The sequence below is a fragment of the Streptomyces sp. NBC_00299 genome (assembly GCF_036173045.1).
Classification (GTDB): Bacteria; Actinomycetota; Actinomycetes; order Streptomycetales; family Streptomycetaceae; genus Streptomyces; species Streptomyces machairae.
Genome location: NZ_CP108039.1, coordinates 1,940,032 through 1,953,702, shown reverse-complemented (window position 1 = coordinate 1,953,702; position 13,671 = coordinate 1,940,032). Strand labels below are relative to the sequence as shown.

Here is a 13,671-nt window from a genome sequence, read left to right as displayed (position 1 = left end):
ACCTGGTCGCAATGTCCGGACAATTTACTGTGACGCGCGCCCCCCTTTGTCGCCCCGTTCGGCACCCGGCATGAGCGTGCGGCAGAATCGGGCCTGATGAGCACCTACCGCGACTTCACCGCCCCCATCGGCTCCCGGCGAGCCCCCGTGCTGCGCACGGTCGGCCCGCGGGAGCGCCGTTCGCACCTGACCGCACCCCGCGTGCCCACTGTCGGGATCGACATCGGCGGCACCAAGGTGATGGCGGGCGTCGTGGACGCCGACGGGAACATCCTGGAGAAGCTCCGCGCGGAGACCCCGGACAAGTCCAAGAGCCCGAAGGTCGTCGAGGACACCATCGTCGAACTGGTCCTGGACCTGTCCGACCGGCACGACGTGCACGCCGTCGGCATCGGCGCGGCCGGCTGGGTCGACGCCGAACGCAACCGCGTCCTGTTCGCGCCCCACCTGTCCTGGCGCAACGAGCCCCTCAGAGACCGCCTCGCCGGGCGGCTCGCCGTGCCCGTGCTGGTCGACAACGACGCCAACGCCGCCGCCTGGGCCGAGTGGCGCTTCGGCGCCGGCCGGGGCGAGGACCACCTCGTCATGATCACGCTCGGCACCGGCATCGGCGGCGCGATCCTGGAGGACGGTCAGGTCAAGCGCGGCAAGTACGGCGTCGCCGGCGAGTTCGGCCATATGCAGGTCGTGCCCGGCGGCCACCGCTGCCCGTGCGGCAACCGCGGCTGCTGGGAGCAGTACAGCTCCGGCAACGCGCTGGTCAGGGAGGCGCGCGAGCTGGCCGCCGCCGACTCGCCGGTGGCATACGGGATCATCGAGCACGTCAAGGGCAGCATCGGCGACATCACCGGCCCGATGATCACCGAGCTGGCCCGCGACGGCGACGCCATGTGCATCGAGCTGCTGCAGGACATCGGCCAGTGGCTCGGCGTCGGCATCGCCAACCTCGCGGCCGCCCTGGACCCCTCCTGCTTCGTGATCGGCGGCGGTGTGTCGGCCGCGGACGACCTGCTGATCGGCCCCGCGCGGGACGCCTTCAAGCGCCACCTCACCGGCCGCGGCTACCGCCCCGAGGCCCGGATCACCCGCGCCCAGCTCGGCCCCGAGGCCGGCATGGTCGGCGCCGCCGACCTGGCCCGCCTGGTCGCCCGCCGCTTCCGGCGCGCCAACCGGCGCCGGGTCGAGCGGTACGAGCGCTATGCGCGGTTCGCCGAGGCCCGCCGAGCGTCGCAGGGGTCGGCGTGACCATGTCCGTACCCCGCCAGGCCGACTCCCCGGACGAGCAGCAGCCGACCGAGGACCGTCGCCACAAGATCCGGCGCAGGGCGCTCACCCTGCTCATCATCGTGCTGCTCATCGGCGTGCCGGCCGGTTACCTCGTGATCTCCGCCAACCAGAGCCGCGACAGCGGCAAGGACAAGGAGGAGAAGTACTCGGCGACCGGCCTCACCGAGGGCTGGCCGTCGAAGGTCCAGCGCCGGCTGTACCAGATCCCGGTCCCGGACCCGTCGGGCAAGGTCGCCTACTACGAGACGAACAACTGGCGGACCAGCCGTCTCTACGTCCAGTTCCAGACGCCGGACTGGAACTTCGACTGGTTCCTGAAGACCATGGGCGTCAGCCGGGCCGAGCTGAAGCCGGACGCCATCACCATCAGCGCCCGCGACCAGAAGGTCACCGGCTGGGACTTCAAGCGCCCCGGCCCGTGGTACGGCTTCGTCCACAAGCAGAAGGACCCGGCCCCGACCCAGGACGTCGTCGTGAACATGTCCGACCCGGACAATCCGTTCGTATACGTCGTCTCGCGCACCATCCCTTGATGATCCCGTCGACGACTCAGTGAAGTCCCGGCCCGGACCGGTTGCCCGGACGGATCGCCAGGACCGATCGCCAGGACCGATCGCCAGGACCGGTCGCGGGGCCGATTGTCAGACCCCGCCCGTAGAGTCGAAGACGGTTGATCCGACTCATGGGCGGGAGGTGACAGGACGTATGAGCGACAGGCTCGCGCACGGCGGCGGCACCGCGGTGGCCGAGCGGTCCGGCGACGCCGTCCCCGTCCGCCTCGCTGCCGTCTTCCTGCCCGCCTCCCTGCCGCGCGAGGGGCGGATCGCCTTCTGGGACCCGGAGGGTGGCCCGCTGCCCGCCGAGGACACCGAGCTCACCGTCGTACGACGCCATGGCGCCGGAGTGCGCCGCCGGACCACCCCGGCCCTGTCCTTGCCGCTCGGCGAGGCGCTGCCGCTGCTCGTGCGGGCCCGGCGCGACCCGGCCGCCCACCCCGCCACGGCCTGCTGGGGCGCGGCAGCGCTGCATGCGCTGCGGCTCACCGCGCGCGGCCGGTTGCTGCCCGGCCTGACGCCCACCGGCCACGACGCCTGGCGGGCCGGGCCCCTCGACCCGGACGACATCGCACACCTGCGAGCGGTCGCAGCAGCCCTGCCGTACGAAGGCCACGCGGTCCCGCTGCCCGGCCCGGGGCCGCTGCTGCTGCCCGAACCCGAGGCGCTGTTGCGCTCCTTCCTGGACGCCGTCGCGGACACCCTGCCGCGCACTCCCGCCGCGCCGCACACCTCCGGCAAGCCCTTCGCCGCGCGCGAGGCCCAGCGCCTGCCCGGCGCCCACGACTGGGCGGCCGAGGTCGCCGCCGGCATGGACGCGGGCGTGCGGGTATCGCTGCGGCTGGACCTCTCGGCGTACGACCTCTTCGACGACCGGGACGGCGGCGTCCGCAGCGCGGGCGCGGCGATCGTCCAGGTGCACAGCCTCGCCGACCCCACCCTGGTGGCCGACGCGGCCGCCCTGTGGTCGGGGGAGGCGGACGCTGCCTTCGGGCCGCGCGCGCGTGTGGACGCGGCTCTGGCGGTGCGGCGGGCGGCCCGGGTGTGGGCCCCGCTCGACCGGCTGTCCGAGCAGGACGTGCCCGACGTGCTGGCCCTGTCCGACGACGAGTTGGGCGACCTGCTCGGCGTGGCGGCGACCCGCCTCGCGGCGGCCGGAGTGGCGGTCCACTGGCCCCGGGACCTGGCCCAGGACCTGAGCGCCGCCGCGGTCGTACGGCCCGCGCCGGGCTCGGCGACCGACGGCACCGGTTTCTTCGAGAGCGAGGAACTCCTTCAGTTCCGCTGGCAGTTGGCGATCGGCGGCGATCCGCTGAGCGAGGCCGAGATGGACGCGCTCGCCGAGGCGCACCGCCCGGTCGTCAGGCTGCGGGACAGCTGGGTGCTGGTCGACCCGGCCCTGGTGCGCAAGGCCCGCAAGCGCGAACTGGGCCTGCTCGACCCGGTCGACGCGCTGTCCGTCGCCCTCACCGGCAGCGCGGACGTCGACGGCGAGCCGGTCGAGGCGGTACCGGTCGGCGCTCTGGCCGCCCTGCGCGACCGGCTGACGTCGGGGGTGCGCCCGGCCGAACCGCCGCCGGGGCTGCGGGCGACGCTGCGGGACTACCAACTCCGGGGCCTGGCATGGCTGGACCTCATGACGTCCCTCGGACTCGGCGGCTGCCTGGCCGACGACATGGGACTCGGCAAGACGATCACGGTCATCGCCCTGCACCTGAAGCGCGCGCGGACGGCCCCGACCCTGGTCGTCTGCCCGGCCTCGCTGCTGGGCAACTGGCAACGGGAGATCACCCGTTTCGCGCCCGGCGTCCCCGTCCGCCGCTTCCACGGTCCGGACCGCACCCTGGAGGGCGTGGACGGCGGCTTCGTCCTCACGACGTACGGCACGATGCGGTCGACGGCGCCGACGCTGGCCCACCACACCTGGGGCATGGTCGTCGCCGACGAGGCGCAGCACGTGAAGAACCCCTACTCGGCCACGGCGAAGGCCCTGCGCACCATCCCGACACCCGCGCGCGTGGCGTTGACCGGCACGCCGGTCGAGAACAACCTCTCCGAGCTCTGGGCCCTGCTCGACTGGACGACCCCCGGCCTCCTCGGTCCCCTGAAGTCCTTCCGCGCCCGGCACGCACGCGCGGTGGAGAACGGCGAGGACGAGGAGGCCGTGGACCGGCTGGCCCGCCTGGTCCGGCCCTTCCTGCTGCGCCGCAAGAAGTCCGACCCCGGGATCGTCCCGGAGCTGCCGCCCAAGACGGAGACGGACCACCCGGTCCCGCTCACCCGTGAACAGGCGGCGCTCTACGAGGCGGTGGTGCGTGAGTCGATGTACGTCATCGAGACGGCGGAGGGCATGGCGCGCAAGGGCCTGGTCCTGAAGCTGCTGACGTCCCTGAAGCAGATCTGCGACCACCCGGCCCTCTACCTCAAGGAGGCCGAGGCGGCGGCGTCGGACCGTCTGGCCGCCCGCTCCGGCAAGCTGACCCTGCTGGACGAACTGCTGGACACCGTGCTGGCCGAGGACGGCTCGGCGTTGGTGTTCACGCAGTACGTCGGGATGGCCCGGCTGATCGCCGCCCACCTCGCAGCCCGGGCCGTCCCGGTGGAACTGCTCCACGGCGGCACCCCGGTCCTGGACCGCGAGCGCATGGTGGACCGCTTCCAGAGCGGCGAGACGCCGGTCCTGGTCCTCTCCCTGAAGGCGGCGGGCACCGGCCTGAACCTGACCCGCGCGGGCCACGTCGTCCACTTCGACCGCTGGTGGAACCCGGCCGTGGAGGAACAGGCCACCGACCGCGCCTACCGCATCGGCCAGACCCAGCCCGTCCAGGTCCACCGCCTCATCACCGAGGGCACGGTCGAGGACCGCATCGCCGAGATGCTCGAATCCAAGCGCGCCCTGGCCGACGCAATCCTCGGCACCGGCGAATCGGCCCTCACGGAACTGACGGCGCGCGAACTGTCCGACCTCGTGTCCTTGCGGAGGGAGTCATGACGGGGGCGGGGGAGTCGAGGCAGCCGGGGGGTGACGAGACGGCCATGAGCGGTGATGAGGCGCGAGTGGGGCGCGCTCCGGGTCTGGACGAGGAGACTTCACGGGCGGGGGAGTTGGGCCGGGACGGGGAGCCTGGCCGGAGGACCGAGTCGAGTCGGGAGGGGGAAGCGAGCCGGGACAGCGAGCCGAGCCGGCCGCACGAGCCTGGTCGGCTGGGTGAGCCGAGTCCGGACGGCGACCCGGGTCCGGACGGCGACCCGAGTCGGCAGGATGGGCCTGGTCGGGGTGGGCTGAGCCGGCAGGAGGCGCCGGGTCGACCGGGTGGGGTGCGTCGCGACGAGGAGCCCGTGCCCCGGCCGGCCGACCTGGCACGCCGGGCGTTGCGGGCTGCGCGGGAACAGCGGGAGAGGGTGTCCGAGGGGAACACGGGCCAGGTTGGGGCCTCTTACGACGGCCCGGACGCGTCGGACACCCACGCGGAAGGTCCCGAGGCATCGGACGGTGACGGCCCCGAGGCGCGACCTGCCGCGCCCCTCGCCCCCGACGAGAGCGGGGACCGATCCCGCACCGGATCGGATCCCGCACCGCGCGTGCTCGGCATCGAGACCGGCCCACGGGGGTCGCGTCCCGCGGACGCCGCCCGGGAAGCGCTGCGTGCCGCGCTCGGGGAGAGGCGGCGCGCCCAGGCGGAGGAAGCCGACCGGGCAGCCCAGGGCGCGCCTCGACCGCGACGTACCGCACCCACCGGCGCCGAGGGTCGACGGACCCCGGCCGGCGGCACCGAGAACCGGCGTGCCCTTGAGGTGCGCCGCTGGCTCGCGGGTGCCTTCCAGATGCCGCCCTTGGACTCGCCCGACGAGGACGACTCGGGGGCCGGCGCGATGCCGGATCCGACTGCACAGCGGCGGAACACCCCGGCGAACCCCACCTCGGACTCGTCCTCAGCCCCGTCAAGCCCCGCGCACCCGGTGGCGGACTCACCCGCACCGCCCTCAGCCCGCTCCGGCAGCGATCCCGCACAGCCTCCGCCCGACCCCGACCCCGACCCCGACCCCGACCCCGACCCCGCCGTCGGCACCGAGCCCGGACCCGCCACCGCCGCAACCCCCGTTGCCCCCGCCACCCCTCAAGTCCCCCGCTCCATGGCCGCCCCCGGCCGGGACGGCGAACTCCGGCGTACGTTCCCCGCCTTCGCGCCCCGCCCGGCGGACGACGACGGCTTTGCCGAGACCTGGTGGGGCAACGCCTGGGTGACCGCACTGGAAGAAGGCGCGCTCGACCCCAAGCGGCTGGCCCGCGGGCGCGGTTACGCGCAGGAGGGGCACGTCGATGCCATCACCGTGACGCCGGGGCTCGTGCTGGCGTATGTGCGGGGCAGCCGTCCGCGGCCGTACCGCGTGCAGGTGCGGCTGCGGACGCTGGAGGACGCCGACTGGGCACGGTTGCTGGACGCCGTGGCCGAACGGCCGGGGCACATCGCGGCGTTGCTGGACAAGGAGATGCCCCAGTCCCTGGCCGATTGCGGGGTGCCGCTGCTGCCGGGGCCCGGTGACCTCGACCCCCATTGCAGTTGCCCCGACCGCGGACACCCCTGCAAACACGCCGCCGCCCTCTGTTACCAGACCGCGCGCCTGCTGGACGCCGACCCCTTCGTACTGCTCCTGCTGCGCGGCCGGGGCGAACGCGCGCTGCTCGACGCCCTGTCCCGCCGCAACGCCGCCCGCGCGGCACGCGCCGCACAGGAGAAGGAACCGGCCCCACAGGCGGGCGTACGGGCCACCGACGCCCTGGCCCCCGACCGCCGACTCCCCCCGCTGCCCACCCCGTTGCCCGTGCCCGCGCACCCCGAGCAGCCGCCCGCCTACCCGGCGGCCCCGGGCGGCCCGGACCCCTTCGCGCTGGACCAGCTGGCGACCGACGCGGCAGCCCGGGCGCACGCCCTCCTCGGCACCGGCCGCGACCCGGTGGCCGACCTGACGCTGTGGCAGGACGCGGTCCGGCTCGCCGCCGCCCGTCCCGGTTCCGGCCTCACCGCCGGCACCCGCGCCCTGTACTCGTCCCTGTCCGCCGCCGCCGACCGCACCCCGGCCGAGTTGGCCCGTGCGGTCGCCGCCTGGCGGCAGGGCGGTCTCGAAGGGCTCGCCGTGCTCGAGGAGCCCTGGGATCCGCCGGCCGGCCGTTTCGACCGCGCCCGCCCGCTTCTGCTCGCCGCCGACCTCCCCGCCTTCCGCCCGTGGCGCAACCACCTCACCCACCCCCGCGGCCATGTCCAGCTCCGCCTCGGCCGGGACGGCCTGTGGTACCCGTACGAATCGGAGCCGGGCCACGACGACTGGTGGCCCCGTGGCACCCCCGACCTCGACCCGGTCGGCGCCCTGACAGGTCTCGGTGCCTCGCCGGAGGAGTGACCGATTTGAACCGGCTTCCCGTGAAGGCCGTGTGAGAGTTCCTCGCTGATGTGAGGGAGCCGGGTGTAAGGACCTGGGGCCCAGGGGTCCGGCGCTCGGAAAGGGCGGTTAGCGTGGAGCAGTGAGTGAGACGAAGACCCCAGCCCTCCAGTACCGCTTCGACGGCCCGGAAGACGCCCCGGTCCTCATCCTCGGCCCCTCGCTCGGCACCACCTGGCACATGTGGGACCGACAGGTCCCCGAGCTGACCCAGCAGTGGCGGGTGTTCCGATTCGACCTGCCGGGGCACGGTGGCGCGCCCGCGTACCCGGCGGGCTCCGTGGCCGAGCTCACCGACCGGCTGCTCGCCACCCTCGACGGCCTCGGCGTGCAGCGGTTCGGCTACGCGGGCTGCGCGCTCGGCGGCGCACTCGGCATCGAACTCGCCCTGCGCCACCCGGAGCGCATCGCCTCGCTCGCGCTCATCGCCGCATCTCCCCGGTTCGGCACGCCGGACGAGTTCCGCCAGCGGGGCGTGATCGTGCGCACGAACGGCCTCGACCCCATCGCCCGCACCTCGCCCGACCGCTGGTTCACCTCCGGCTTCGCCGCAGCCCAGCCCGCCATCACCGAGTGGGCCGTGCAGATGGTGCGCACCACCGACCCCGGCTGCTACATCGCCGCCTGCGAGGCGCTCGCCTCCTTCGACGTACGGCCGCAGCTCGGCGGCGTCGCGGTGCCCACGCTCGTCCTCGTCGGCTCGGACGACCAGGTCACCGGCCCCGCCGAGGCCCGCACGCTGGTCGCCGGGATACCGGACGCCCGTCTCGCCGTCGTGCCCGGCGCCTCCCACCTCGTACCGGTCGAGCAGCCCGCCGCCGTCACCGATCTGCTGGTCCGGCACTTCTCCACCGCCTGGCAGCCCGCGTACGACTCCTCGACCGGCCAGATGGCCATCGTCGCCGCCCCCGTCAAGCCGGTCCTGGTCGCCCCGCCCGCCCAGCCCGCGCCCGTCGCCGAGATCGCCCCGGCCGTCGTGGCACCGCAGACGACGGGACGCCCGGACCCGTACGACGCGGGGATCAAGGTCCGGCGCGAGGTGCTCGGGGACGCACACGTCGACCGGGCGCTGGCGCAGGCGGACGAGTTCTCGGGGGACTTCCAGGAGTTCATCACGCGGTATGCCTGGGGTGAGATCTGGGACAGACCCGGGCTCGACCGGCGCTCCCGCAGCTGTGTCACCCTCACCGCCCTGGTCGCGGGCGGTCACATGGACGAACTCGCCTTCCACACCCGCGCCGCCCTGCGCAACGGCCTCACGCCGGACGAGATCAAGGAAGTGCTGCTGCAGGCGGCCGTCTACTGCGGCGTGCCGGCGGCGAACAGCGCCTTCAAGGTCGCCCAGCAGGTCATCAGGGAGGAGACCACTCCGCAGGAGTGAGGACCCGCGGCGGTCGGCATCCGCAGGAGCGGGCATCCGCAACCGGCGCGCGTCAGGATGGAGCCATGAAGCTCACGAAGAAGTCGCACGCCTGCGTCCGGCTCGAGAAGAACGGGCAGACGCTCGTTCTCGACCCCGGCGGATTCAGCGAGCAGGACGCCGCGCTCGGCGCGGATGCGATCCTCGTCACGCACGAGCACCCCGACCACTTCGACGAGGGACGGCTGCGGGCGGCCATGGAGGCCAACCCGGCCGCCGAGATCTGGACGCTCGGCTCCGTCGCGGAGCAGATCGCGGCGGCGTTCCCGGGCCGTGTGCACACCGTCGGCCACGGCGACACCTTCACCGCCGCCGGCTTCGACGTCCAGGTCCACGGCGAACTGCACGCCGTCATCCACCCGGACATCCCGCGCATCACCAACGTCGGCTACCTCGTCGACGGCGGCAAGGTCTTCCATCCCGGCGACGCCCTCACCGTTCCCGACCGCCCGGTGGAGACGCTGATGCTGCCGGTCATGGCCCCCTGGAACAAGATCGCGGAGGTCATCGACTACGTCCGCGAGGTCAAGCCGCAGCGCGCCTACGACATCCACGACGCTCTGCTCACCGACCTGGCCCGGCCGATCTACGACCGCCAGATCGGCAGCCTCGGCGGCGCGGAGCACCTGCGCCTGACGCCGGGGGACTCGGCGGAGGTGTGAGCGGTCCCACCTCGGGCGGGACCGGGTTGTCAGTCCCGCCCGGTAGGTTGTCAGGCATGCGCATCGCGACCTGGAACGTGAACTCGATCACCGCCCGCCTGCCGAGGCTCCTGGCCTGGCTGGAGAGCAGCGGCACCGACGTGCTGTGCCTCCAGGAGGCCAAGGTCGCCGAGGACCAGTTCCCGTTCGACCCGCTGCGCGACCTCGGCTACGAGGCGGCGGTCAACGCGACCGGCCGGTGGAACGGCGTGGCGGTGCTCTCCCGCGTCGGCCTCAAGGACGTCGTCAAGGGCCTGCCGGGCGACCCCGGCTTCGACGATGTCGTCGAGCCCCGCGCCATCTCCGCGACCTGCGGCCCGATCCGCGTCTGGTCGGTGTACGTGCCGAACGGCCGTGAGGTGGACCACCCCCACTACGCGTACAAGCTCCAGTGGTTCGAGGCCCTCAAGGCGGCCGTGGCCGGCGACGCGGGCGGCAGCCGCCCGTTCGCGGTGATGGGCGACTACAACGTGGCGCCGACGGACGACGACGTCTACGACGTGGCCGCCTTCGAGGGCCTCACCCACGTCACCCCCGCCGAGCGTGCCGCCCTCGCCTCCCTGCGCGAGTCCGGCCTGTCCGACGTGGTCCCGCGCCCCCTCAAGTACGACCACCCGTACACGTACTGGGACTACCGCCAGCTCTGCTTCCCCAAGAACCGCGGCATGCGCATCGACCTGGTGTACGGCAACGAGCCGTTCGCCAAGGCGGTCACCGACTCGTACGTGGACCGCGAGGAGCGCAAGGGCAAGGGCGCCTCGGACCATGCGCCGGTTGTGGTGGATCTCGACGTGTAGGGCCACGCCCTCCAGCCTGTCCGGCGTTTGAGGGCGAGGCCGTTCAGGCCGAAATGGAGGTTCGGAGGCAGAGCCCCCGGACCGCCACCGTGACGCCGCACAGCGTCACCGCACCAGCGCCCGCAGATCCACCGACCGAGCCAGCGCAGCGAGCCCCGCGTCCCCGGGATGCAGATAGTCCCCGCTGTCGTACGCGGGCAGCAGCCGGGACGGCCGCGCGGGGTCCCGTGCCACCGCGTCGAAGTCGAGCACACCGTCGAACGCGGTGCCGGAGCGGATCCACTGGTTCACCGCGACCCGTTCGGCGTCGACGGCGGCCGTGCACCGCGCCTCTCCCTCGCACGGCAGGATCGTCGCCGCCAGCATCCGCAGCCCTCGCGCATGCCCCTGGTCCGCGATCGCGCGCAGCCCGGCGATGACCTGCTCCGCGGTCGTGCCCCAGCGCACATCGTTGATGCCCTCGAACACCACCGCCGTACGCGCCGACGTCTGGGCCAGGACATCCCGGTCGAACCGGTACAAGGCGCTCACCCCGGCCGTGTCCGTGGAGACCCCGTCACCGGGATACCGGTCGGAGACCACACGGTTGCCGGAGATCCCCTGGTTGAGCACCCCATAGCGTGGGACCACATTCTGGTTCAACAGCCGTGTGGCCAGCACATTGGGCCACCGCCGGTTGGCGTCCGTCGTGGACTTCTCGCCGTCGGTGATCGAGTCCCCCAGCAACACCACGGACCCCGGCCCACCGCTCACGTCGACACCGGTCAGCAGCGGCCAACTGGTCAGGACGGTGGGGTAGGCCGAGGCGGAGACGTCCGCCGTGTGGTCGCCCGGTGCGCTCACGTACGACCGCTGCTGCGCGAGCCGGTGCACCGGTGCGGCCGGCACGGTCCCGGGCAGATGGAAGCTCACGAGCAGATTGCTGTCCGCGGGCACCTGGAACCCGAGCGGATCGCTGTACGCCTGTGCCCCGGCCGGGATCTCCACGCCCGCCGCACCGCGGAAGAGCACTCGGACCGGCGTCGCCTTCGCCGCCGCGCCCGCCGCCTGCACCGCCACCGTGGCCCTGCCGATCCGCACCGGCGCCGCCGCGAAGGTGTTGTCGAACCGCAGCCGTACCCGCGGCCCGCCCGCCGAGGTGTGCACCACCAGGCGCAGCGTCCGGTCGGTCCACGGCCCCACGGTCGGATAGCCGCCCGTCGCGGCCGCCCAAGTCCCCGTCCAGCCGGCGGCCTGGGCCCGTACCGCCAGCGCGAAAACGTGCAGCCCGGTCGCCCGCGGCAGTCGTACGGACGCGACCTCGCGCCCCGCCAGGATCGGCACGGTGATCACGTACAGCCGCGCCCGCTCGGCGAGTTGGCCGTTCGGGGTGTTGATGTGCGACAGGGCCACCGCCTTGGTGGCGAGCGGGCCGGTGCGCCAGTCGGGGGCGGTCAGGCTGTAGGTCGAGCGGGCGCCGCCGGTGTACGACACCGTCCCCGCGCCGCCGACATCGAAGCCGTCCGTGCCCGCCACGAGGAACGCGAGGGCGTCACCCCGCCCCTGCACCTTCACGTCCTGTCCCGCGGCCAGGACGTTGTCGGCCTGGCCCGGCTGCCGCTTCGGCCAGGTCAGCCGGGCTCCCTGCACGGTCAGCGCCCGCCCGGGGGTCCAGCCGGCTGCCGCCAGGGCCTGCGCGGAGAGCGAGCCGCCCGCCCCGTCGAAGTCCGCCTGCGCGGGCCGGGCGTCGTCGCTGACGGCCGTGTTGTCGAAGAGCCGCTCCAGCGGGAGCGGCCCGGCTCTGCGTTCGGCGGCCGCCTGTGCGGAGACCTCCGGCACCAGGACCGCGAAGACAGCGAGGACGACCGCGGAACTCCACACACGTCGGCGCAACTCCGACTCCTCCCGTTCACGACCGCTCAGGACTGCGTATGACTGCGCATGACAACTTCAAGCGAGACGTTCAGGCGCGACACTCGGACGACAGGTTCGCCTGAGACGTTCGGACGAGACGCAAGACGCACCGAGAAGTTAGAGAGGCGCACGTGACCCGTCAACGCGCCATGCCTGAACTCGGCGTGAACTCGACCGGAATCGGCGGCCAGCGCGCCTGTGGTGCGTTCGGCAGGACGAATGACACGCTGGGCGTATGAAGATCCCTTTTCTGGGCCACCGGCGCGAGAAGCGCGGGGCCCCCGACCCCGAGGGCATCGCCGAACTCCTTGCCGAATGTGAACTCCTGCGTTCCCACGCGTCCCGGGCGGGGGTCGAACTCGACGACACCACTGCCTCGTTGGAGGCGGTCGACCAGTTGGTACCGCGCTGGCGGGAGGACGAGGAGATCCTGCCCTGGCTGGGCAACGACGCCGGTCTGTATCTCGGCACCGTCATCGTGCGCACCGTGCCCGGAGCCGCATGGAAGATCCGGCCGGACGGTCAGCCGGTCGTACGTCTCGCGTCCGGCCGTGAGTTCGACGTCGTGGCCTCGGGGCAGGAGTGGGCCGCGAGCGGGGTGCCCGAGCTGTCGCAGCTGTATGCGGAAGTCGCGGAAGCGTAAGGCTCTGGCCTGGAGTTCGACATAAGTTCGGCGTAAATACGGCTTATGCCCGAAAAGTGCGTGTCGTGTATTAAGTACTCTCTTGCCCGGATAGTTTGCGGAAACCGCTACACAGCTGAGAGTGACTGGGGCTGGGCATGGCTGGCGATCCACTGATCGAGCTGCGTGACGTCAACAAGTACTTCGGGGAATTGCATGTCCTGCAGGACATCACCCTCACCGTCGGCAAGGGGGAGGTGGTCGTGGTCATCGGCCCCTCGGGATCGGGGAAGTCGACGCTGTGCCGGGCCATCAACCGACTGGAGACCGTCCAGTCGGGCACGATCAAGCTCGACGGACAGCCGCTGCCCGCCGAGGGGAAGGGTCTCGCCCGGCTGCGCGCCGAAGTCGGCATGGTCTTCCAGTCCTTCAACCTCTTCGCCCACAAGACGGTCCTGCAGAACGTCTCGCTGGGCCAGGTCAAGGTCCGCGGGCGCAAGAAGGACGAGGCCGACAAGCGCTCCCACGAACTCCTGGAGCGCGTCGGCGTGGCCGACCAGGCGGACAAGTACCCCGCGCAGCTCTCCGGCGGCCAGCAGCAGCGCGTGGCCATCGCCCGGGCCCTCGCGATGGAGCCCAAGGCGATGCTGTTCGACGAGCCGACCTCCGCACTCGACCCCGAGATGATCAACGAGGTCCTCGAGGTCATGCGCCAACTCGCCCAGGACGGCATGACGATGATCGTCGTCACCCATGAGATGGGCTTCGCCCGCTCGGCCGCCAACCGCGTGGTGTTCATGGCCGACGGCCGCATCGTCGAGGACCGCAGCCCCGAGGAGTTCTTCACCAACCCCAGCAGCGAGCGCGCCCGGGACTTCCTCTCGAAGATCCTCCATCACTGAGCGGGGAGTACGACCCATGCCGAGAAGAACGGCGTTTGTGGACACCGCAATCCCCT

At 72.7% G+C, this 13,671-nt stretch carries 10 protein-coding genes; 9 read left to right on the top strand and 1 reads right to left on the bottom strand.

Translation table 11 applies throughout. From position 1 onward, the window contains the following. The first annotated feature begins 96 nt into the window (after positions 1–96). The 7 genes from OHT51_RS08475 (at position 97) to OHT51_RS08445 (ending at position 10,198) form a co-directional block, all read left to right on the top strand. Positions 97–1,245, top strand: a complete 1,149-nt coding sequence (locus OHT51_RS08475; RefSeq protein WP_328878288.1) for an ROK family glucokinase — start codon at positions 97–99, stop codon at positions 1,243–1,245. After that, the gene (locus OHT51_RS08470) at positions 1,242–1,820 is read left to right on the top strand and encodes a sugar kinase (protein WP_328878287.1); all 579 of its coding nucleotides are present in this window, start codon (positions 1,242–1,244) and stop codon (positions 1,818–1,820) included. Before OHT51_RS08475 ends, OHT51_RS08470 begins: the two co-directional genes overlap by 4 nt. A 172-nt stretch (positions 1,821–1,992) precedes the next feature. Then, positions 1,993–4,833, top strand: a complete 2,841-nt coding sequence (locus OHT51_RS08465) for a DEAD/DEAH box helicase (protein ID WP_328878286.1) — start codon at positions 1,993–1,995, stop codon at positions 4,831–4,833. Positions 4,834–5,180: 347 nt separating this feature from the next. After that, positions 5,181–7,241 (top strand): SWIM zinc finger family protein, encoded by a 2,061-nt coding sequence (locus OHT51_RS08460; protein WP_328878285.1) that lies wholly within the window; start codon positions 5,181–5,183, stop codon positions 7,239–7,241. 121 nt (positions 7,242–7,362) lie between these two features. Further along, the gene (gene pcaDC / locus OHT51_RS08455) at positions 7,363–8,661 is read left to right on the top strand and encodes a bifunctional 3-oxoadipate enol-lactonase/4-carboxymuconolactone decarboxylase PcaDC (RefSeq protein ID WP_328878284.1); all 1,299 of its coding nucleotides are present in this window, start codon (positions 7,363–7,365) and stop codon (positions 8,659–8,661) included. 65 nt (positions 8,662–8,726) lie between these two features. Continuing rightward, on the top strand, positions 8,727–9,362 hold the full coding sequence (locus tag OHT51_RS08450; protein WP_328878283.1) for an MBL fold metallo-hydrolase: 636 nt from the start codon (positions 8,727–8,729) through the stop codon (positions 9,360–9,362). A gap of 56 nt (positions 9,363–9,418) precedes the next feature. Then, a complete protein-coding gene (locus OHT51_RS08445; protein ID WP_328421546.1) occupies positions 9,419–10,198 on the top strand; it encodes an exodeoxyribonuclease III in 780 nt (259 codons plus the stop codon). A 105-nt stretch (positions 10,199–10,303) separates the two neighbouring features. Here OHT51_RS08445 and OHT51_RS08440 read toward each other — a convergent pair whose 3' ends face one another. After that, positions 10,304–12,070 (bottom strand): SGNH/GDSL hydrolase family protein, encoded by a 1,767-nt coding sequence (locus OHT51_RS08440; RefSeq protein WP_328878282.1) that lies wholly within the window; start codon positions 12,068–12,070, stop codon positions 10,304–10,306. Positions 12,071–12,326: 256 nt separating this feature from the next. Here OHT51_RS08440 and OHT51_RS08435 point away from each other — a divergent pair, with 256 nt between their 5' ends. Further along, on the top strand, positions 12,327–12,734 hold the full coding sequence (locus OHT51_RS08435) for a DUF6278 family protein (RefSeq protein ID WP_328878281.1): 408 nt from the start codon (positions 12,327–12,329) through the stop codon (positions 12,732–12,734). A 137-nt stretch (positions 12,735–12,871) separates the two neighbouring features. Then, a complete protein-coding gene (locus OHT51_RS08430; RefSeq protein ID WP_328878280.1) occupies positions 12,872–13,615 on the top strand; it encodes an amino acid ABC transporter ATP-binding protein in 744 nt (247 codons plus the stop codon). The last annotated feature ends 56 nt before the right edge of the window (positions 13,616–13,671 follow it).

What these genes read in the sequence shown, in the direction of transcription:
- OHT51_RS08475 (WP_328878288.1), top strand. Translation starts at nt 97, where the DNA reads ATGAGCACCTACCGCGACTTCACCGCCCCCATCGGCTCCCGGCGAGCC.
- OHT51_RS08465 (WP_328878286.1), top strand. Translation starts at nt 1,993, where the DNA reads ATGAGCGACAGGCTCGCGCACGGCGGCGGCACCGCGGTGGCCGAGCGG.
- OHT51_RS08450 (WP_328878283.1), top strand. Translation starts at nt 8,727, where the DNA reads ATGAAGCTCACGAAGAAGTCGCACGCCTGCGTCCGGCTCGAGAAGAAC.
- OHT51_RS08445 (WP_328421546.1), top strand. Translation starts at nt 9,419, where the DNA reads ATGCGCATCGCGACCTGGAACGTGAACTCGATCACCGCCCGCCTGCCG.
- OHT51_RS08435 (WP_328878281.1), top strand. Translation starts at nt 12,327, where the DNA reads ATGAAGATCCCTTTTCTGGGCCACCGGCGCGAGAAGCGCGGGGCCCCC.
- OHT51_RS08430 (WP_328878280.1), top strand. Translation starts at nt 12,872, where the DNA reads ATGGCTGGCGATCCACTGATCGAGCTGCGTGACGTCAACAAGTACTTC.